At 68.5% G+C, this 18,216-nt stretch carries 16 protein-coding genes; 9 read left to right on the top strand and 7 right to left on the bottom strand.

Annotated features, from left to right (window positions below; all coding sequences use genetic code 11):
* Positions 1-60 precede the first annotated feature (60 nt).
* The 3 genes from SACMADRAFT_RS11685 (at position 61) to SACMADRAFT_RS11695 (ending at position 2,967) form a co-directional block, all read left to right on the top strand.
* The gene (locus tag SACMADRAFT_RS11685; RefSeq protein ID WP_157617237.1) at positions 61-390 is read left to right on the top strand and encodes a hypothetical protein; all 330 of its coding nucleotides are present in this window, start codon (positions 61-63) and stop codon (positions 388-390) included.
* 3 nt (positions 391-393) lie between these two features.
* The gene (locus tag SACMADRAFT_RS11690) at positions 394-1,944 is read left to right on the top strand and encodes a sodium:solute symporter family protein (RefSeq protein ID WP_009154026.1); all 1,551 of its coding nucleotides are present in this window, start codon (positions 394-396) and stop codon (positions 1,942-1,944) included.
* 276 nt (positions 1,945-2,220) lie between these two features.
* On the top strand, positions 2,221-2,967 hold the full coding sequence (locus tag SACMADRAFT_RS11695) for a class I SAM-dependent methyltransferase (protein ID WP_009154027.1): 747 nt from the start codon (positions 2,221-2,223) through the stop codon (positions 2,965-2,967).
* Between the two features lie 241 nt (positions 2,968-3,208).
* Here the strand turns inward: SACMADRAFT_RS11695 and SACMADRAFT_RS11700 are convergent, their stop codons facing one another.
* The gene (locus tag SACMADRAFT_RS11700; protein ID WP_009154028.1) at positions 3,209-3,709 is read right to left on the bottom strand and encodes a DinB family protein; all 501 of its coding nucleotides are present in this window, start codon (positions 3,707-3,709) and stop codon (positions 3,209-3,211) included.
* Positions 3,710-3,750: 41 nt separating this feature from the next.
* The gene (locus SACMADRAFT_RS11705; RefSeq protein WP_009154029.1) at positions 3,751-4,389 is read right to left on the bottom strand and encodes a class I SAM-dependent methyltransferase; all 639 of its coding nucleotides are present in this window, start codon (positions 4,387-4,389) and stop codon (positions 3,751-3,753) included.
* A gap of 66 nt (positions 4,390-4,455) precedes the next feature.
* Between SACMADRAFT_RS11705 and SACMADRAFT_RS11710 the strand changes: the two genes are divergently transcribed.
* On the top strand, positions 4,456-5,061 hold the full coding sequence (locus SACMADRAFT_RS11710) for a helix-turn-helix domain-containing protein (protein ID WP_009154030.1): 606 nt from the start codon (positions 4,456-4,458) through the stop codon (positions 5,059-5,061).
* Between the two features lie 165 nt (positions 5,062-5,226).
* On the opposite strand, the gene SACMADRAFT_RS11715 is transcribed toward SACMADRAFT_RS11710, so the two are convergent.
* The 4 genes from SACMADRAFT_RS11715 to SACMADRAFT_RS11730 form a co-directional block, all read right to left on the bottom strand.
* Positions 5,227-6,852 (bottom strand): carboxylesterase/lipase family protein, encoded by a 1,626-nt coding sequence (locus SACMADRAFT_RS11715; protein ID WP_009154031.1) that lies wholly within the window; start codon positions 6,850-6,852, stop codon positions 5,227-5,229.
* A 165-nt stretch (positions 6,853-7,017) separates the two neighbouring features.
* The gene (locus SACMADRAFT_RS11720) at positions 7,018-8,544 is read right to left on the bottom strand and encodes a tripartite tricarboxylate transporter permease (protein ID WP_009154032.1); all 1,527 of its coding nucleotides are present in this window, start codon (positions 8,542-8,544) and stop codon (positions 7,018-7,020) included.
* A 15-nt stretch (positions 8,545-8,559) separates the two neighbouring features.
* The gene (locus SACMADRAFT_RS11725; RefSeq protein ID WP_009154033.1) at positions 8,560-9,054 is read right to left on the bottom strand and encodes a tripartite tricarboxylate transporter TctB family protein; all 495 of its coding nucleotides are present in this window, start codon (positions 9,052-9,054) and stop codon (positions 8,560-8,562) included.
* A gap of 5 nt (positions 9,055-9,059) precedes the next feature.
* Positions 9,060-10,043, bottom strand: coding sequence for a tripartite tricarboxylate transporter substrate binding protein (locus tag SACMADRAFT_RS11730; RefSeq protein ID WP_009154034.1), 984 nt, complete (start codon positions 10,041-10,043; stop codon positions 9,060-9,062).
* A 582-nt stretch (positions 10,044-10,625) separates the two neighbouring features.
* Between SACMADRAFT_RS11730 and SACMADRAFT_RS11735 the strand changes: the two genes are divergently transcribed.
* Genes SACMADRAFT_RS11735 through SACMADRAFT_RS11745 form a run of 3 tightly spaced genes read left to right on the top strand, consistent with a single transcriptional unit; the run spans position 10,626 to position 13,658 of the window.
* Positions 10,626-11,453 (top strand): enoyl-CoA hydratase/isomerase family protein, encoded by an 828-nt coding sequence (locus SACMADRAFT_RS11735; protein ID WP_009154035.1) that lies wholly within the window; start codon positions 10,626-10,628, stop codon positions 11,451-11,453.
* Positions 11,454-11,460: 7 nt separating this feature from the next.
* Positions 11,461-12,603, top strand: coding sequence for a CaiB/BaiF CoA transferase family protein (locus tag SACMADRAFT_RS11740; protein ID WP_009154036.1), 1,143 nt, complete (start codon positions 11,461-11,463; stop codon positions 12,601-12,603).
* Between the two features lie 32 nt (positions 12,604-12,635).
* A complete protein-coding gene (locus SACMADRAFT_RS11745; protein WP_009154037.1) occupies positions 12,636-13,658 on the top strand; it encodes a LysR family transcriptional regulator in 1,023 nt (340 codons plus the stop codon).
* 191 nt (positions 13,659-13,849) lie between these two features.
* On the opposite strand, the gene SACMADRAFT_RS11750 is transcribed toward SACMADRAFT_RS11745, so the two are convergent.
* The gene (locus SACMADRAFT_RS11750) at positions 13,850-14,452 is read right to left on the bottom strand and encodes a TetR/AcrR family transcriptional regulator (RefSeq protein WP_009154038.1); all 603 of its coding nucleotides are present in this window, start codon (positions 14,450-14,452) and stop codon (positions 13,850-13,852) included.
* Between the two features lie 128 nt (positions 14,453-14,580).
* Here SACMADRAFT_RS11750 and SACMADRAFT_RS11755 point away from each other — a divergent pair, with 128 nt between their 5' ends.
* Positions 14,581-16,488, top strand: coding sequence for a primary-amine oxidase (locus tag SACMADRAFT_RS11755; RefSeq protein ID WP_009154039.1), 1,908 nt, complete (start codon positions 14,581-14,583; stop codon positions 16,486-16,488).
* 11 nt (positions 16,489-16,499) lie between these two features.
* Positions 16,500-18,167, top strand: coding sequence for an amidohydrolase (locus SACMADRAFT_RS11760; RefSeq protein WP_009154040.1), 1,668 nt, complete (start codon positions 16,500-16,502; stop codon positions 18,165-18,167).
* Positions 18,168-18,216: the final 49 nt, after the last annotated feature.

An 18,216-nucleotide genomic window follows, 5' to 3' on the forward strand; every position in this document is an offset into this window, starting at 1 on the left:
CGTCGCGACCCGGGAAAGGGCTTTCGGTCCGGCGGCCTCCACCTTAGACTCCCCGCGACCATGGAACCCACCCGTTCGGATGCCGCCATGCCCGAAGGTCAGCAGCCGTTGCCACCGTCGCGACCACCTCGCGAGCCGATCGGAAAGCCGTGGATCTGGGCCGGGCTGATCGCGATCCTGTTGCTGGGCGTCCCCTGGTACCTGCCTGCGGGCGTGATCGAGCCCGTGGTGCTCGGGCTGCCGTTGTGGACGATCGTCGCGATCGGCTCGTCGATACTGCTGTGCGGCTATCTGACCTGGGTGATCTCCGCCCACTGGAACATGGTGGAGGACGAGGAGGAGGCGGCGGCCGCCGAAGCCGGCCCGGCCGACGAGGAACGGGGGCGCTGAGCGGTGGACGGACTGGCCTTCGGCGGCGCGGCGGGCATCGTCGTGCTGCTCGGTTACGCCGTGATCATGCTGGGCATCGGGTTCGCCGTGGGTCGCAAGCGGCCCGGCGCCAAGGAAAGCATGAAGAGCTACTACCTCGCCGGGGGCAACCTCGGCATGCTGGTGCTCTTCTTCACCCTGTACGCCACGCAGTACAGCGGCAACACGGTGGTCGGCTACGCACCGCAGGCCTACCGCGAGGGATTCGTGTGGTGGCAGTCGGTCACGTTCTTCACCGCCATCATCGCCGGGTACATGCTGTTCGCGCCAAGGCTGTACGTGCTGGCTAAGAAGCACTCGTTCATCACCCCGACCGACTGGGTGCGGTTCCGGTTCCGGTCGACGCCGGTCACACTGATGGCCACGTTTCTCATGCTGTGGGCGCTGGCGAACTACGTGCTGGAACAGCTCATCGCCATGGGCCACGCGATCGCCGGGCTGACCGGCGACACGGTGCCGTACCAACTCGGCGTGACGGTGTTCGTCGTCGTCATGCTCGCCTACTCCTGGATGGGCGGCATGCGAGCGGTGGCGCTGACCGACGTGATGCAGGGCATCGCCCTGCTGGTCGGCATTCTGGTGCTGCTCGTGGGGGCGCTCTACCTCGCGGGCGGCTCGGTAGGCGACCTGACCCGGTACCTCGCGCAGAACGAGCCCGAAGCCATCGCCGTTCCACCGCTGGAGACGTCGGTGAACTGGTTCTCGATGATCCTGCTCGTGGGTATCGGCATCGCCCTGTACCCGCACGCCATCCAGCGGATCTACTCGGCGCGCAGCGAACGCACGCTCAAGCGCTCGCTCAAGCGGATGGTGTGGATGCCGTTCATCACCGCCGGTGTCGTGTTCTGCATCGGGATGCTCGGTATCCGGCTGTTCCCCAATCTGTCCGAATCGGACTCCGAGCGGCTCGTCGGTATGATCGCCAACGAGGTCGGCTCGCTGAACGCCGTGTTCTACGTGGCCATGATCCTGCTGTTCGGCGGGGTCGTCGCCGCGATCGTGTCCACGGCGGACTCCGCGCTGCTCAGCTTCTCCTCGATCATCTCGCGCGACCTCTACGGCCGGTACCTGCGGCCGAAGACGAGCGAACAGCGCCAGGTCGTCGTGGGCAAGGTCGCCGGGGTGGTCGCGGTGGTGGGCCTGCTGCTGCTGGCATGGAACCCGCCCGCCACGCTGGTCGAGGTTTTCGTGCTGAAGATGGAGCTGCTCATCCAGCTGGCGCCTGTCTTCGTGCTCGGCATGTACTGGCGGCGTATGGCGGCGGGGCCCGCGTTCTGGGGCATGCTGGCCGGTGCCGGGCTCGCGGGTGGCATGACTGTCCTCGGCGAGGAGTCGGTGTTCGGGGTGCACGGCGGTATCGTCGGGCTGCTGCTGAACCTCGCGATCTGCGTCGTCGGATCACTGCTCGTGCCGCAGCGCCCCGAGCCCTCCGAGCCCTCCGGGACCACCACGGCAACGACGGGGACGACGGCAACGACGATGCGGCCCCCGCTGGACGCGGCAGGGGCGGACTAGCAGGCGTCGGCGAGGTGCGACACGGGGGCTCGAGGCTCGTCGTGCGCGCGCAGGTGAAGCCGTCGTAGCCTTGGAAATGGTCTCGCGGAGAGGCCTGCCAGCCGCGAACGGGTCTCGTGCTCGTTCTCGTTTCGGGTGTAACAGCGGAAACCCTGGTACGACTGACGTGTTGGACGATGTAGCCGCGGGCACAGCGGTGAGGTCCTTGCCGCGAAATGCCCGATACGTGTCGCATCGTCACAATCCGTTCCGGTTTCCCTCGGCGAGCGGAGTCCCATGTCGACCTTGACTATCCTCCGAGACGGCGTCAACCGTGCCCTGCGTCCGCTGGGAGTGCAGGTGGTCCGAGGGTTCACCACGGACCCGGGCATCAGCCCGTTCCTGCCCGCCCGCAGGACGGTGGCGAAAGCCAAACGTGCGGGCATGTCGGTGGGTGACTACCTCGACGCCTACAGCGCGGAGCCGGGGGCAACGGCCGCGACCGTGGACGCGATGATCGAGCTGGGCGGATTGGATCAGCGGGTATCGCGGGTGTGCGAGATCGGTGCCGGATCGGGCCGCTATGCCAGGAAGGTCCTGGCAGCGCTGGAACCGGACGTGTACGAGGTGTACGAAACCGCACCGGACTGGCGTCGTTTCCTCCGCGAACTCCCGAACGTGACGGTGCGACCGGCTGACGGTCACACGCTCAGGCCGACGGCGTCGGCGTCGGTCGATCTGGTTCACGCGCACAAACTGTTCGTGTACATCCCGTTCATCGTCACGGTCGGCTACCTCAAGGAGATGGCACGCGTGGTGCGGTCAGGAGGGGTGGTCGCATTCGATGTCATCACGCAGGACTGCGTGGACGAGGTCGTGATCAAGGGGTGGCTCAGTGAGCCGGGCAGCGCCACGATCTACTCGGTGACACCGAGGGAGTGGGCGATCGACCTCCTCGCTCGGCACGGCCTGGCGCTGCTGGGAAGCCGGTTCGTTCCGCTCAGCGGCGGAAGGACGGAGCTGCTTGTGTTCCGGCGGTTGTGACTCCTCCTGCTTCGGGGCACGGGTTTGCGCCGGTGCCGTTGGGCGAGCGGGGAACCGTCGAGCAGGCAACCTCCGGCGGCGAATTCGTTCGGCGACGACCGGCAAGGCCGCTTCAGCCAGGCCGGTCGAGCCGCATGTCCCGGTCGAGACTCCGCTGGCGTAGTCAGGTGGTGGGGAAGCCGTTTCCGTCGATGTCGGGGCCGCGGCCGGCGTGGGCTGCTGTCGATGCGGGTGGGCAGAGTCAGCGCCCGGTCGCGCCGTCGATGAGCTCGCGCAGGATGTCGGCGTGCCCCGCGTGCCTGCCGGTCTCTTCGATCATATGGGTGAGTGCCCAGCGGACACTGGGAGTGCGACGTCCCGTACGTGGTGCGGGGACCGGTGCGGCGAGATCGGTGCAGCCGTCGAGTACCTCGTTGGCGCGCTGCACGGTCTGCCGGTAGCGAGCGACGACGTCGGCGACGCTGTCGGTTGGTGCGGCATGGAAGGTCGCCTGCCAGTCGGTGACGTCGGCGCCGAGGAAGAGCGAGCGCTCGACGAACGTCAGGTGGTTGAGCAGGCCGAGCAGGTTCGTGCCCGACGGTACCGCGGCGGTGCGGGCCCGAGGTTCTGCTGCACCGTCGACCTTCGCGGCGATCGAGGTGCGGAGGTAGTCGAGGAATCCGCGCAAGACCTCGGTCTCGCTGCTGCCGGTGCGCGGCGGTGGGGTGTCACGGCGGCGGTTGCCGCGGGTCACGGTGGGCACGGCGAGTTCCTTCCTGTGTCTGGGCGGGCTTGCCCGCTGGGTCAGGTGGCGCGGCGGATGAGCAGGACATGGTCGGTGACCTCGGCGGTGTGCCCGCCTGGCCCGATCGCGATCCTGCGGGGTGCGTCGGCCCGCTCGACCGTCCAGGTCGCCGCGTCCAGGTCGATGCCCTCGGCGACCTCTCGCGGGCTCGGGTACCGGACGTCGGGATCCTGGTTCCACGACCACGGCGCGGTCGAGCCGTGATCGACGACCAGCAGCCGCCCGCCCACGCGCAACGCGTGCGCGGCCGAGCGCAGCACGGCTGCGCGCTGCAGAGCGAACGGGGTGTGCAGGTAGTGGGCGCAGATCAGGTCGAACTCGCCGGGCGGGAAGGCCTGGCCAAGGTCGTGCCGCACGGCGGTGACTCGATCGCCGGTGCCGTGGGCCCTGGCGAGGGCGGCGAGCCGCTCGATCGCCACGGCCGAGATGTCGACGGCGGTGACGTGCCAGCCCTGTCCCGCCAGCCACAGCGCGTCGCCGCCGTTGCCACAGCCGAGGTCCAGGGCGTCGCCGGGTGGCACGCCGGTAACGGTTTCGGTCAGTCGGGCGTTCGGCCGGGGCCTGGTGGTGGCGGGTCGGGATGCGTGCACTCCGTCCCAGAAGGTGACCGCATCGGCGGCGCTGGGTTGTGCTCTCATGGGACCAGCTTCTCCGGGCGCACACCGATCTGGCACGCAATCTTGCGGTTCTGGCAAGATGGTCTCGTGGACCGCGACACGCACGAGGTACTCGACACGGTGGGGCCGCGACTTCGCGCGTTGCGTCGTCACCGTGGCATCACCCTCGCCGACCTCGCGACGAAAACCGGAGTGTCGGAGAGCACGCTGTCCCGGCTGGAGAGCGGGCAGCGCCGCGCGACCCTGGAGTTGCTGCTGCCGCTGGCGCGCACCTACAACGTTCCGCTGGACGACCTCGTGGGTGCCCCGCGCACCGGCGATCCCCGCATCCATCTCACACCGATCCGCCGGTTCGGGATGACCTTCGTGCCCCTTTCCCGGCGCCCGGGCGGGGTACAGGCGTTCAAGATGATCATCCCCGCTCAGCCGGAACCACTCGAACCGACCCCGCAGACCCACGACGGCTTCGAATGGCTGTACGTGCTCAACGGACACCTGCGGCTGGTGCTCGACGAGCGCGACCTGACGTTGCCGCCGGGTGAGGCCGCCGAGTTCGACACGTCCTCGCCGCACTGGCTGGGCAGCGCCGACGGTGGCGTCGTCGAGCTACTCATCCTGTTCGACCCGCAGGGAGTCCGCACACACGTCCATGCCGACTCGCATCGGCCGACTCACGGTGCGGGTCGGCGGTGAACTCGGCGAGAGACTCGGTGCCGCGAAAAGGCAAGGGCGAATCAGATCGGGCGCACCGCCACAGCCCAGTTCTCGTCGCCGAGACCACCCTGGCCGACACTACGGGACGCACGGCACACCGGTGAATGCGGTGCGCCGTGCGCATCTCCTACGCCGAGGGTGGCGCTATCGCGTTTCGACCTCGCCCGGTCGGGCCGACGCCTTACGGTTGCCTGCGTCGAACACCATGCTGCGTGGCCACTGCTCCCATTTCGCGCCAAGCGCGGGATGCTGAGGCATGCCGGTACGGACGAAGGCGCCGATGCCGGCGATCATGAGGTTGGACAGTTGCAGGCGTCCCGGCTCGTTCTTGCGGCTGAACGAGAAGGCGAAGAACCCTTCATCGAAGGTACGGAAGACGAAGGGCAGGTCGATGGCGTGCACGGCACCGTAGACGGTGTCGAAGGGAGCGGGTTGCTGGTCCCAGCCGAACTGGTAGTAGTAGAGGCCGTCGTGCCCGGCCGCTTGCAGCGAACCCATGGAGTCGAGGGCCAATCTCGTGAAGATGCTGTCGGTCAACCCATCGGCCGCGTCGTTCCAGCCGCCGGGACGGTCGGCGGGAAGGTACTCGTCGACGATGAAGTCGCGGACCTTCAGTGGAGCGCGGCGGTCGGGATCGAACTGGTACTGCCAGGTGAAGCGCTGGTAGTCGGTCGGGCGGAACGCGCCGATCGCCGAGCCGAAGAGCTTGCCCTCCTCTAGCGTGTTGCCCGCGAGCACCGGGATGTCGCGGTACTCGCCCGCCGCGATGGCGGCGTGGTAGTCCTCGGGCAGCACCACGCCGTCGGCGATCACCCTGGGCGGGTCACCTGCCGTCTCGCCACGCCGCACCTGCGCACGAATGAGGTCCTCGGCCGGCATCGACCTGAGTCGACTCACGACATCGTCAGTCGCTCCTGCCGCCTCGTCGGCGAACGCCTCGGCGTAGGTTCGCGCCAAGGACGGCGTGGAGAACTGCAGCCCGCCGCTGAGCGGGATCGCCTTGTCGATCAAGCCTTTGCTCAGTGGTGAGACCATGAGCGCCCAGACGTTGACCGCGCCCGCGGACTCGCCCATCACGGTTACGTTGGAGGGGTCACCGCCGAAGGCCCGTGCGTTCCGGTTGACGAAGCGCAGCGATTCGATCTGGTCCAGTGTGCCGAAGTTGCCCGAGTCGGTGTGCGGGTCGCCGGTCTTGAGCCCGGGCAGGTCGAGCCACCCGAGGACGCCGAGCCGGTAGTTCACCGTGACCACGACAGCGTTCGCCCTGCGTGCAAGCGCGCGCCCGTCGTACATCGGATCGGCGGAGTAGCCGACCATGTTGCTGCCGCCGTGAATGAACACGATGACCGGCAGGTTCCGCTGCGGCGTCGAGGGGCGGAACACGTTCAGCGTGAGGCAGTCCTCCGAGCCCACGGGCTTGTCCAGACCGTCCCGGATGTCGAGCCCGTAATGCGGGCCGCTGGGGGAGGGGCTGAACATCCGTCCTTCCTGGATGCAACCCTGCCCGTATCGCCGGGCGTCCCGGATGCCCTGCCAAGGCCGGTGGGTGACCGGCGCCCGCCAGCGCAAGTCCCCGACCGGGGGCTCGGCATAGGGAATTCCCAGCCACGAGAAGGTTCCGGTCGAACGATCCTCGTCGATACCCTTCACGAGCCCGAGGCTCGTGTGCCGGACGACCGTGCCGTGTCCGGCATGCGCGGGCGTTACCGCGCTGAGCATGCCGGTCAGCAGAACGGCCGTAAGCAATGTGATGACGAAGCGACGGTGCATGCTCACTGCCTTCCCTTGCCTTCAGCTGGAAGCCGGAAAGTCCCCATACCCGCGAGAGCGGGCAGCTTCCTCGGATTCGGTGTCATGTAAGGGCTCAAGCGTCGATCGGCTGCGAAGCCGAGCATTGCGGGTGAGGTCGTTGGGAGTCTTGCCGGCCGGCATCAGTCACGACCGGGACGCATGGCTGAGGTCATCGTTCGTGGTTGGGGTGTTGCGCTTTCGGGCACTGAGCGCACGGTGGGTGGACACTGCGATCGCCACGACCACCAGTGCGAAGATCGCCATCGCGACAGGTCGCCCCAGCAGGTAGCCGGGGTTGCCGTCGGAGTAGGAAAGGGTCTGGCGCAGCGATGTCTCGAGTGTGGGTTGGAGAACGACCGCGAGCACGAAGGGTGCCATGCTGAACCCGGACCGGCGCAACAGGAAGCCGATCAGACCCGCGACGAGCATGACCACCACGTCGAACATCGAGTTTCCTTCGGCGTACACGCCGACGAGGCACAGGCCGATCACGAACGGCATCAGCGCCTGCGGCGGGATGGCCAGCAACCGGGTGAACAGCCCGACCATGGGCAGGTTGAGCACCAGCAGCATGAAGTTGGCGATGTACATCGCCGCGATCACCGTCCAGAACAGCTCGGGCTGGTCGGCGACGAAGGTCGGGCCGGGAACGATGCCGTTGAGCAGCAGCGCCGCGAGCACGAGCGCCATGGTTGGTGCGAACGGGATGCCGAGTACCAGCAGCGGTATGAACGCGGCACCGGCCGCCGCGTTGTTCGCCGCCTCCGGGCCCGCCACTCCCTGTACGGCTCCCGACCCGAACCGCTCCGGTCGCTTCGAGATCTTGCGTTCGGTGACGTAGGAGGCGAACGTGGACAGCACCGCTGCCGGTCCCGGGACAAGGCCGAGCAGGAAACCGATCGCCGATCCGCGCAGCGCCGCGGGTGCCGCCTCCCGTGACTCTCGCCGCGAGGGCAGCAACTCACGCAACTTCGGAGCCTTGACCGGTTCCGGGCGCCACCGCTTGCCCGCGAGCGTCAACGCCTCCGCGACACCGAAGACGCCCATGACCAGCGCGATGAAGCTGAATCCCTCCGCGAGCGCATCGGAGCCGAACGTGAACCTCAGATCGCCTGCCGCCGGGTCGATACCGACCGTGCCGATGGCCAGCCCGGCGCCGATCATCACGATGGCTTTCGCGGTGGACCCGCTGGACAGTGCCGCCAGAAGCAGCAGCCCGGCGACGCACAGTGCCAGGTACTCCGGCGGCCCGAGCTCGACCGCCACGCCGCCGAGCCACGGAGCGAACAGCATGAGGCCGAGGATCGCGACGGTGCCGGCCACGAACGACGAGACCGCCGCGATCGCCAGTGCGGGTCCCGACCTGCCGCGCTTCGTCATCTGGTGACCGTCGAGCGCGGTGACCACCGACGACGCCTCGCCGGGGACGTTGAGCAGGATCGAGGTCGTCGAACCGCCGTAGGTGGATCCGAAGTAGATGCCGGCGAACAGGATCAGCGAGCCAGCGGGCCCCAACTGCGTGGTCATTCCGAGCAGCACCGACATCGCACCGATCGGCCCGATGCCGGGAAGTACCCCGACCAGCGTGCCGAGCACCACTCCGGCTACCGCGAGGATCAGGTAGGTCGGATCGGCGAAGGTGGCGAAGCCAGCCCAGAGGTTGTCGAGCACGGCCGTCCTTTCGGGTCAGACCAGTCCGAGGGTTCCGGTCGGCAGCGGGACGTACAGCCAGTACACGAAGATCAGCCAGGTAGCCGCTCCGAAAGCGACGCCGAGGATGAGCGCGCTGCTCCATCGCGAAAGGCCCATGATCTTGGCGATCAGCACCAGCGAGATCGACAGGGTCACGATCATCCCGAGGGTGGTGCCCAACAGCGGCACGAGCAGCGCGGCGAGCACGACCCCGATGACCCGCCACCAGTGCACCGTACCGGCGAAGTCGTCCCCGTCCTCGGCTGCGGGCTGCCCGGAATCGGTCCTGCGACGCCGCTCGCGTAGCAGCACGGCGGCGCTGGAGGCCACGAGCACCACCGCCACGAGCAAGGGGAAGAAGCCCGCACCGGTTTCCGCGATGGTGCCCAGCCCTTCATCGAGGGCAAGGCCGCCGTACAGCAGGCCCAGCCCCAGCAGTGCCCCCGCCGCGATCGGGTCGGCGTTGCCGCGCACCCACCCCACCGTCATGGTCGTCACCTCGAAGGCGCGAGTAGATCCGCCGCCGCGGCGGACTTGTCGGTCAGGCGTTTCGCGGCCTGCGCACTGTCGGCGTCACTCACCAGCAGGCCGAGTTGCTGCGCCGCTTCGGTGAATTCCGCGCTTGCGACGGCCGAGCTGAACACCTCGGAGAGCTTCTTGCTCACGGCATCCGGTAGCTGGGGTGGGGCTACAACGACGTTGTAGGCCTCCCACTCCAGGTCGACACCCTGTTCCTGGAAGGTGGGAATGTCAGGGGCGATGTCGGCCCGCTCGGCGGAACCGATGGCCAGTGCGCGGACCTTGCCCGAATCCAGTTGCGCGAAGGCGCCCGCCAACTGCATGACGCCGACATCGAGGTTGTTGCCAAGCAACGCCGTTGTGGTGGCCTGGTCACCGTCGAACGAGACGTGCTTGAATCTGGTGCCGGTCAACTGCTCGAACTTCTCAGCGGGGACGGCGTAGTTCAACGGGCCCTCGCCGAGCGTGATCGCCCCTGGCCGGGCCTTGGCGGCGTCGACCAGGTCACCCAGATCCCGGTACGGCGAGTCCGCCGGTACCACGAACATCACCGGCGAGATCGTCACCTCATCGATGACGGAGATGCTCTCCGGGTCGTAGGAGACCTCTTCGGTGTGCGGGACCAGGGTGAGCGGTCCGTCCGGCAGGATGCCGACGGTGTAGCCGTCGGGTTTTGCGTTGAGCGTGGCCGTGGTTCCGACCGAGCCCGCTCCGCCTGCCCGGTTCACGACCTGGACGCGCTTGCCGAGCTTGCCCTGGCTGTTGATGACCTCGGCCAGCGCCCTCGCTGTCGTGTCGATGCTGCTTCCCGCCGGATAGGGGACGACGATCTGCACGTCCCGTGCCGGATACGCGGCCTGTCCCGGTGGCCCGCCGCACGCCGCCACGACAAGAGCTCCCGCCACGATGATCGCGGACATGGCGGCACGCGGGCGCAGCCGAATCGGACGAATACTCATGGTGCGACTCCCGTGTAGGAAAGGGCGCCCGCTCGATCGCGGTCGCCGTGGGGATCGGATCGTGCCGGCCTGCATCGCCGAATTCGCGCGCGAACCGAGGAAACTTGGGTGAAGGTCGTGCTTGCGCCGTGCTCCGGGGTGACACCCGCGGCGCCGCCAACCGGATCGGTTCCGCGGTTACGGCAGCACGTGCTCGTTCCAGGCTGAGAGCCGCCGCCGCTCATCGCGACCTGCTCGTCTCTGAGCCGAGAGTCCATGACACCGATCCACTCCGTTGAGGTGTCACACAGTCCACAACGTGGTGAAGTAGTACGTCAAAGACGGGAACCCAAAGGAACCTATTGCCTACCGCAATGAGTCAGGTATTGCCTGATGCAATGGGTTGCGTTCGATTTTGCTCTTTGACTTGCTACGTCGGGCGTTCCGAGGATGGTGCGGGTATCGGGCGACACCACGATCCGATCTCGGACAGGGGAGTGACCACCGCATGCACCCGCGCTACTCACCACAGGCCGCACAGCTGCGGGAGGCGAGCCCGCATCGACCGGGCGAGCCGCCGCCCACGGCGTGGCGCCTGCCTCGATGAGCGGCACCGCGATCGGCTCCGGAACGGCGCTGTTCACACTCGACAGCGGCGTCGCTACCGTGACCCTCAACCGGCCGCAGCGTCGGAACGCGATCTCCTGGCAGCTCGTCGAGGACCTGCTCGCTGCCATGGAGCGAGCTCACGCCGCCGAAGGGCTGCGCGTTCTGGTCCTCACCGGAGCCGGCCACGACTTCAGTGTCGGCGCCGACCTGGCCCGGGTGGCGTCGGGGCGGGCGCGCGAGCAGGAAACACGCACGCTGCGAGGACACTCCGTCGCCGACGACCGGGAGCGGCTGGCCGTGGCGTCCACCCTCGTGGAGTCGATCGCGTCGTTTCCCGCGCCGACGATCGCCGCGATCAACGGGGCGTGCGCGGGTGCCGGTCTCTCCCTGGCGCTGGCCACCGACTTCCGGCTCGCCGCCCCCGATTCGGTGTTCAACACCGCTTTCGTCAGCGCAGCCGTGTCCGGTGACCTGGGAAGCGCGTGGCTGCTGACTCGCGCGGTCGGCGATGCCCGTGCGCGGGCGCTCCTGCTCGACCCGGGGAAGCTCACGGCGGGGGAGGCGCTGCAGGCCGGGCTGGTCACCGAAATCGCGGCGAACCCGCAGGTCCGGCTCGGCGAACTGGTAGCCAAGCTCGCGGGGCAGGCGCCGAAGGCGATGCGGTACTCCAAGCAGAACCTGGCCGACGCGGAGCGGTTGACCCTTGCCGAGTACCTCGAGCGCGAGGTGCCGCGCATGGTGGACTGTGCGCGCAGCGAAGACGCGCGCCGGGCGGCTCGCGCGTTCCTGGAGAAGCGCAAACCGGTTTTCACCGGGGAGTAGGAGCGACATGACCAACCCACTTGCGAGCCCGCTCGCGGGTATTCGCGTCGTCGAGTTCGGTCACTACATCGCCGCTCCCGCGGCGACCCAACTGCTGGCCGATCTCGGCGCGGAGGTCGTCAAGGTGGAACCACCGACCGGCGACCAGGCCCGCGGCATCGGCGCCTACGGCGAGGGAATCGTTCTCGCGTTCAACCGGGGCAAGAAGTCGGTCGTGCTCGATCTCACCAGCGACGACGACAGGAACGCCGCGAAGCGCCTGATCTCGGAGGCCGACGTCGTCGTCCAGAACCTTCGGGCCGGGGCGATGGCCCGCCGCGGGCTCGGCCCCGACGACCTCGTGCCGGTCCGGGAGGGGCTGGTCTACGTATCGGTCAGCGGGTTCAGCTCCAAGGGGCCTTCGGCGTCACGGGCGGGCCTCGACATCGCCGCGCAGGCTGAGAGTGGCCTGATGTCGATCAACGGGGAGCAGGACGGCGATCCGCTGCGGGTCGGGTTTCCGATCGCGGACGTCGCCGCCAGCTACGCCGTCGTACAGGCCGTACTGGCCGCGCTGCTGCGTCGCGAGCGCACCGGTCGGGGCGCTGTCGTCGAGGTGTCGCTGGTGGACGCGATGATCCACATGCAGTCGGCGATGTGGGGCGAGTGGCACACCTCCGGCCAGGAACCCCGCAGGAAGGGCAACGGCCAGGCGACGGTGGCCCCGGCGGCGGATCTCATCCGTACCGCCGACGGAGCCATCGTGCTGTCGGCCTACACCCCTGAGCACTTCGCCCGGCTGTGCGAGCTCATGGGCAAGAGCTGGATGATCGAGGACCCACGCTTCGCCGACAATCCGTCCAGGGTCGCGCACCGGGACGTGCTGCTGGCCGAGATCTCGCAAGCCTTCGGAGCTGTCCCGACCGACGAATGCCTCGCCGCGTTGGCGGACCGTGGCCTCGTCGCGGCGGCTGTGCGCACCTACGGCGAGGTTGCCGCCTCGGCCGATACCCGGGCCAGCAGCATCCTGACCACCGGGGTGAGCCCGGACGGCGAGCGTTACCCGATCCCGTCGCTGCCGTTCAGCCTCGACGGTGTCGACCCGGCACCGGGCCGGGCGGTACCGAAGGCGGGCGCGGACAACGACGAGCTCCGGCGGTACCAGCCTTGACCCGCGAGGTGAGGCGGGCCTTGGATCATACGATGAAGGTCCACGAGCTCGAATGCTTCCTCGCCGTCGTCGATCACGGCAGCATCACGCGGGCGGCGGCCGCTCTGTATCTCGCCCAGCCTTCGGTGTCGCAGATCATCCGCAGGCTGGAGGCGGAGCTCAGCATCGAACTGTTCCGGCGCGTCGGGCGCGGACTGGTACTCACCCCGGCGGGCGAAGCGCTTGTCGGGCCTGCGCGCCAGGTCGTGCGCGACCTGCAGCACGCCCGCCAGGTCGCCGACGACTACCGCGGGCTGGAGCGAGGGCGGGTGGACCTCGCCATCTCCGCAGCGCTCACCTCGAACTTCCTGGCCGCGTGGGTGGGCCACTTCCGCCGCAAGCACCCCGGCCTGACCGTCAGGCTGACACAGCACCACGGAGACACCGACGACATCGTCGCACTGATCAGGTCGGGCGAAGCCGAACTCGCCTACACCGTGAGTTCCGTGTCGCGGCAGGGGATCGAATGCGTTCACGTCGGTGACGGCGAGGTGGTGCTGGCCCTGCCACCCGGCTGGCGAACGGAGTTCCCCGACCCGGTCCCCATCAAGATGCTCGACGGCCTTCCCATGATCGTCGATCGCGGGTTCGGCCGGTCCTACCTACAGTCGATCCGCGACGCCGGTGGAGTCGAACCAGCCGTGGTCGTCGATGTCTCCGAGTCCGCGGGCCTGGTTCCGCTGATCGTCGCGGGAGCGGGTGCCGCGTTCCTGCCGATGCGGCAGGCTCTCGACGCTCGACGGCGGGGTGCGAACCTGCGCATGGTCGATCCGCTGACGATGCGACCGATCTACGCCATCATGGCCAGCTCGCCGCTTTCGGCTCCGGCGCGCAAGTTCCTCGAGCTCAGCAAGGAGAATCTCGACCGCTGGCACCGAGCCGTCGCACGGCGCACGGAGCAGGGCAAGAGCCTGCTGGAGGCTGCGGTCGAGGCGGACAACGTCATCGAGGCCGCCTACCAACGCCTGGCCGAGGAGCCGTTCGAGTCCGCGGGGCAGGTCGATGCTCGACGTTGACACGATCCGTGCCGAGCAGGTGAGGTTCCTGCGCGCAGGGTCGACCGCGCGGAGTCGACGGCGCGGAACGTGAGCGTGGTGGCACGGTGGTGTTGCGGTGAGGTGCGACTCGGTCGAGCAGGGCAGGCGGGAGCGGTGACAAGGTGAAGTCGCGGCGCCCGCTCGCGTATTTCCCACAATGGACTGTCGAGTCAGCCACGGACGTCGCCTCGCAGGCGGGCGAAGAACTCGTCCAGCTGTGCCAGTTGCCGCTGCGGTGTGGCCTCGTTCGGGGAGAGCACACCGAGGATCTGCAAACCCATCAGCATGGACAGTAGCTCGTCCACGACGGCGTCGACGCTGGACAGGTCGGGGATCTCGCCGTCCGCACAGGCCTCGCGGAGCCGGTCGCTCATCTCGGCGCGCCATTGGTTCATGAAGCGGGCGTGTATGGCTGCCTTCTCGGGGGAGTTCAGTGCCTGCTGCCAGAATGTGATCGCCAGCCGCGCCTCGGTGACGCGTTCGTCGTCGAGCGGCATGATCTCCTGGCACAGGGTGCGAAGCCCTGCCAGCCCCCTGCGGTTGCCGTCCGCCCTGTCGGCACGCTGGTTCGTCGCATCGAAGATGTGCTGGAAAGCCGCGGTGAGCACGGCGTCCTTGTTGGGGAAGTAGTACAGCAGCGCGCCGTTGGCGAACCCGGCGGCCTCGGCGATCCGGCGGGTGGTCACAGACTGGATGCCCTCTTCGGCGACGAGTCGCCACACCACGCCGATGATCTCGCGTCTACGCGCGTCGTGATCGACGATTTTGGGCACGAGTGATCTCTTTCCGCTGGTTACCGGGCCTTTCCAGGATAGGGCGTAACTCAGTCGTTACCTGCGGGCCCTGTTTTTGTACAAGTGCTCAGGATAGCGTGTCGGCGATACGCTTCGAGGAGGACGCGATGGCAGGGCATCCACTCGCACCGGTGACAGCCGAGGAGATCCGGACGGTCCGCCGGGTGGCCGACAAGGCAGGCCTGGTCGCCGACAGCACGCGCTTCGTCTATGTCGGGCTCTCCGAGCCCGCGAAGGAGGAGGTCCTCGGCCACGAGCCCGCCCGGCCCCCTGCACGCCGATTCCGCGCCCTGCTGCTGGATCTGGCCACCCGCGTCTCCACCGATGTCGTCATCGATGTGACCGCCGCCGAGATCGTGTCCGTCACCGAACTCGACACCACTACCGGTGGGCAGCTTCCGGTGCTGGACGAGGAGTTCGGACTCGTCGAGGAGATACTGGCCACCGACGAACGCTGGCTCGCCGCACTCCAAGCTCGCGGTCTCGCGGTGGAGCAGGTCCGCGTCGCTCCGTTGTCGGCAGGCGTCTACGCCGACGAGTACCCCGAGGAGACGGGGCGCCGGATGCTGCGTGGCCTGGCCTTCCTGCAGGAAACCGACGACGACTCCGCATGGGCGCACCCGATCGACGGCCTGGTCGCCTACGTCGACACCATGAACCGGGTGGTCGATCGCGTCATCGACACCGGCCCGGTGCCGATTCCTCGGGAGTCCGGCAACTACGACGACCCCGCCGTCAGCGGACCCGCGCGCACCACCCAGAAGCCGATCGAGATCAGCCAGCCGCAGGGCTCGAGCCTTCACCTCGACGGCAACCTGTTGACGTGGGAGAAATGGTCCCTTCGCGTGGGCTTCGACGCCCGCGAAGGACTTGTCCTGCACCAGATCGGTTTCGACGAAGGGGACGGTGTCCGGCCAATCGTCTACCGCGCCTCGATCGCCGAGATGGTGGTGCCCTACGCCGATCCAGCGCCGGTGCGGTCGTGGCAGAACTACTTCGACACCGGCGAGTACCTGGTGGGGCGCTACGCCAACGCGCTCGAGCTCGGCTGCGACTGCCTCGGCGAGATCACCTACCTGGACGCCGTGATCGCCGACGAACGGGGCGAACCCAAGACCCTCCCGAACGCCGTCTGCATCCACGAAGAGGATTTCGGGATCCTGTGGAAGCACACCGACCTGTGGTCCGGTTCGGCGCAGACCCGGCGACAGCGCAGGCTGGTGGTGTCCTTCTTCACCACGGTCGGCAACTACGACTACGGCTTCTACTGGTACCTCTACCTCGACGGCACCATCGGCTTCGAGGCCAAGGCCACGGGCGTGGTTTTCACCTCGGCCCACGACGGAGGCGACTACCCTTACGCGTCGCAGATCGGTCCCGGGCTCGGCGCGCCCCTGCATCAGCACCTGTTCAGCGCCCGGCTCGACATGATGGTCGACGGCCTGCGCAACAGGGTCGAGGAGGTCGACGTCGAGCGGGTGCCGATCGGCCCGGACAACCCCCGTGGCAACGCCTTCACCACCCGCGCCACGGTTCTTCACTCGGAGTCCCAGGCCCAGCGTGACGCCGACCCCGCACGCAACAGGGTGTGGCACATCGTCAACCCGGACCGCCGGAACCGGCTCGGACGGCCCGTGAGCTACGCCCTGATCCCCGAGGGGCTGCCGACCCTGCTCGCCGACCCGCGGTCGTCCATCGCCCGCCGCGCGGCCTTCGCCACGAAGCATCTGTGGGTCACGCGCTATCACCCCGCCGAGCGCTATTCGGCGGGCGACTTCGTCAACCAGCATGCCGGTGGGGCAGGACTGCCGGCCTACGCCGCGCAGGATCGCCCGCTCGACGGCGAGGACGTCGTCGTCTGGCACACCTTCGGGCTCACTCACGTGCCGCGCCCGGAGGACTGGCCGATCATGCCGGTCGACTACACCGGCTTCACCCTCAGGCCGGTCGGCTTCTTCGACCGCAACCCCACCCTCGACGTGCCGCCGTCGGTGTCAGCGCACTGCCGCCGCTGAAGGGACCAGCCATGACCGAAACGCGGGCCGACCTCGTCGTGACAGCCGGTCGGATCTGGACACAGGACCCTCGGCGCCCTTGGGCGGAGGCGCTGGCGGTGCGAAACGGCGTGCTCGTCGCGGTGGGCACGACCGCAGAAGTCCTGCCGCTGGCAGGGCCCGCAACGATCGTGCGTGACCTCGGCGGCGCGATGGTGATGCCCGGCCTGATCGACGGGCACGTGCATCTCAACCTGGGCGGCAGCCAGGCCGCTTTCGAACTCCCGCTGCTGCCGACCGACGAGCTGGACACCGTCCTGGAGAAGGTGCGCCGCTGGGCGCTCGACCTGGAGCCAGGAGAGTGGGTCGTCGGCGGCATCGTCGGCAGCACGGTGCTGGACGGGCTGACCGACGGCGACGTCCTGAAGCGGCTGGACGAGGCCGCCGGAGGCAGACCGGTCATGCTGCGCGACGACACGATGCACAACCGGTGGGTCAGCTCCCGCGCACTGGAGGCGATGGGCGTCACGGTGGACTCGCCCGATCCCAAGGGCGGCCGGTACGTCCGCGACGCGCGCGGACGGTTCACCGGAGTGCTGCACGAGTCGGCGTCCGGGCGGGCCGAGGCGGCCTTCGCCCGATCGGTCACCGACCCCGAATCCCGGACGGCGACCGCGATGCGCAAGGCCATCGAGATCCTGGGCGGTTACGGTGTCACGTCCGTGCAGGAGGCGGCCACGATGCTGCGCCCCGCGACCGCGCTGCACAAGCTCGAGGTCGCCGGAGAGCTCAACGTCCGCGCCGTGCTCTCCGCGCCGGTGCGGCCGTTCCTGGAGGAAGGTGTCGTCGGCGAGGACCTGATCGCCAGGCTGGCGGAGCTTCGCGGCGAGCTCGTCCGCCCGGACTTCGTCAAGATCGTCCTCGACGGCGTCCCGATGACACGTACCACCGCGCTGCTTTCGCCGTACAAGTGCCACCACGGCGGAGCCGAGCCCTTCCACGGCGAGATCTACTGGACCCTCGACGACCTGTCCGACCAGCTGCTCCGCTGCGCCGAACTCGGGCTGGGGGCGAAGCTGCACGCCACCGGCGACGCGTCCGTGCGCCGGGTGCTCGACGCGGCGGAACGGCTCCGCGCCCGCACCGGCTCCGGCATCCGGCTGCAGATCGCCCACACGGAGTTCGTGCACCGCGACGACGTCGCCCGCTTCGCCGAGCTGGACGTCGTAGCCGACCTGTCGCCCTACATCTGGTACCCGAGCGTCATCCAGCAGAGCATCAGCGCGCAGGTCGACGAGGAACTGGTCGACACATCATGGCCTGTGCGCGATCTCCTCGACTCCGGCGCGCTCGTCGCGGCCGGTTCCGACTGGCCGTGTGCCGCGCCGACTCCCCATCCGTGGACCGGCCTTGAAACGCTCGTGACGCGCCGCAATCCCGATGAGAGGTTCCCGGGGGCGCTGAACCCCGGACAAGCCGTCAGCCTGCCGGAAGCGCTCGCCGCCTTCACAACCAATCCGGCGCGGGCCATGGGGATCGGCGACATCGCGGGGCGCCTGGCACCCGGCTTCGCCGCCGACTTCATCGTGCTGGACCGCAATCTCTTCGACATCGATCCCGGCGAGATCCACGCCACGACGGTCGAGCAGACCTACTTCGGCGGACGGCTCGTCCACGACCGCGAGGCGTCGCGTTCCTGACCCGCACCGCTCAGCTCGCCCCCGGGAAGCTCCCGGTGCTGAGGCCGCA

This window comes from Saccharomonospora marina XMU15, assembly GCF_000244955.1.
GTDB classification, from domain to species: domain Bacteria; phylum Actinomycetota; class Actinomycetes; order Mycobacteriales; family Pseudonocardiaceae; genus Saccharomonospora_A; species Saccharomonospora_A marina.

Bases quoted from the DNA above. Each gene is read 5' to 3' on its own strand.
- SACMADRAFT_RS11685 (WP_157617237.1), top strand. From the start codon at position 61: ATGGAACCCACCCGTTCGGATGCCGCCATGCCCGAAGGTCAGCAGCCG.
- SACMADRAFT_RS11695 (WP_009154027.1), top strand. From the start codon at position 2,221: ATGTCGACCTTGACTATCCTCCGAGACGGCGTCAACCGTGCCCTGCGT.
- SACMADRAFT_RS11705 (WP_009154029.1), bottom strand. From the start codon at position 4,389: ATGAGAGCACAACCCAGCGCCGCCGATGCGGTCACCTTCTGGGACGGA.
- SACMADRAFT_RS11715 (WP_009154031.1), bottom strand. From the start codon at position 6,852: ATGCACCGTCGCTTCGTCATCACATTGCTTACGGCCGTTCTGCTGACC.
- SACMADRAFT_RS11725 (WP_009154033.1), bottom strand. From the start codon at position 9,054: ATGACGGTGGGGTGGGTGCGCGGCAACGCCGACCCGATCGCGGCGGGG.
- SACMADRAFT_RS11730 (WP_009154034.1), bottom strand. From the start codon at position 10,043: ATGAGTATTCGTCCGATTCGGCTGCGCCCGCGTGCCGCCATGTCCGCG.
- SACMADRAFT_RS11735 (WP_009154035.1), top strand. From the start codon at position 10,626: ATGAGCGGCACCGCGATCGGCTCCGGAACGGCGCTGTTCACACTCGAC.
- SACMADRAFT_RS11740 (WP_009154036.1), top strand. From the start codon at position 11,461: ATGACCAACCCACTTGCGAGCCCGCTCGCGGGTATTCGCGTCGTCGAG.
- SACMADRAFT_RS11745 (WP_009154037.1), top strand. From the start codon at position 12,636: ATGAAGGTCCACGAGCTCGAATGCTTCCTCGCCGTCGTCGATCACGGC.
- SACMADRAFT_RS11755 (WP_009154039.1), top strand. From the start codon at position 14,581: ATGGCAGGGCATCCACTCGCACCGGTGACAGCCGAGGAGATCCGGACG.
- SACMADRAFT_RS11760 (WP_009154040.1), top strand. From the start codon at position 16,500: ATGACCGAAACGCGGGCCGACCTCGTCGTGACAGCCGGTCGGATCTGG.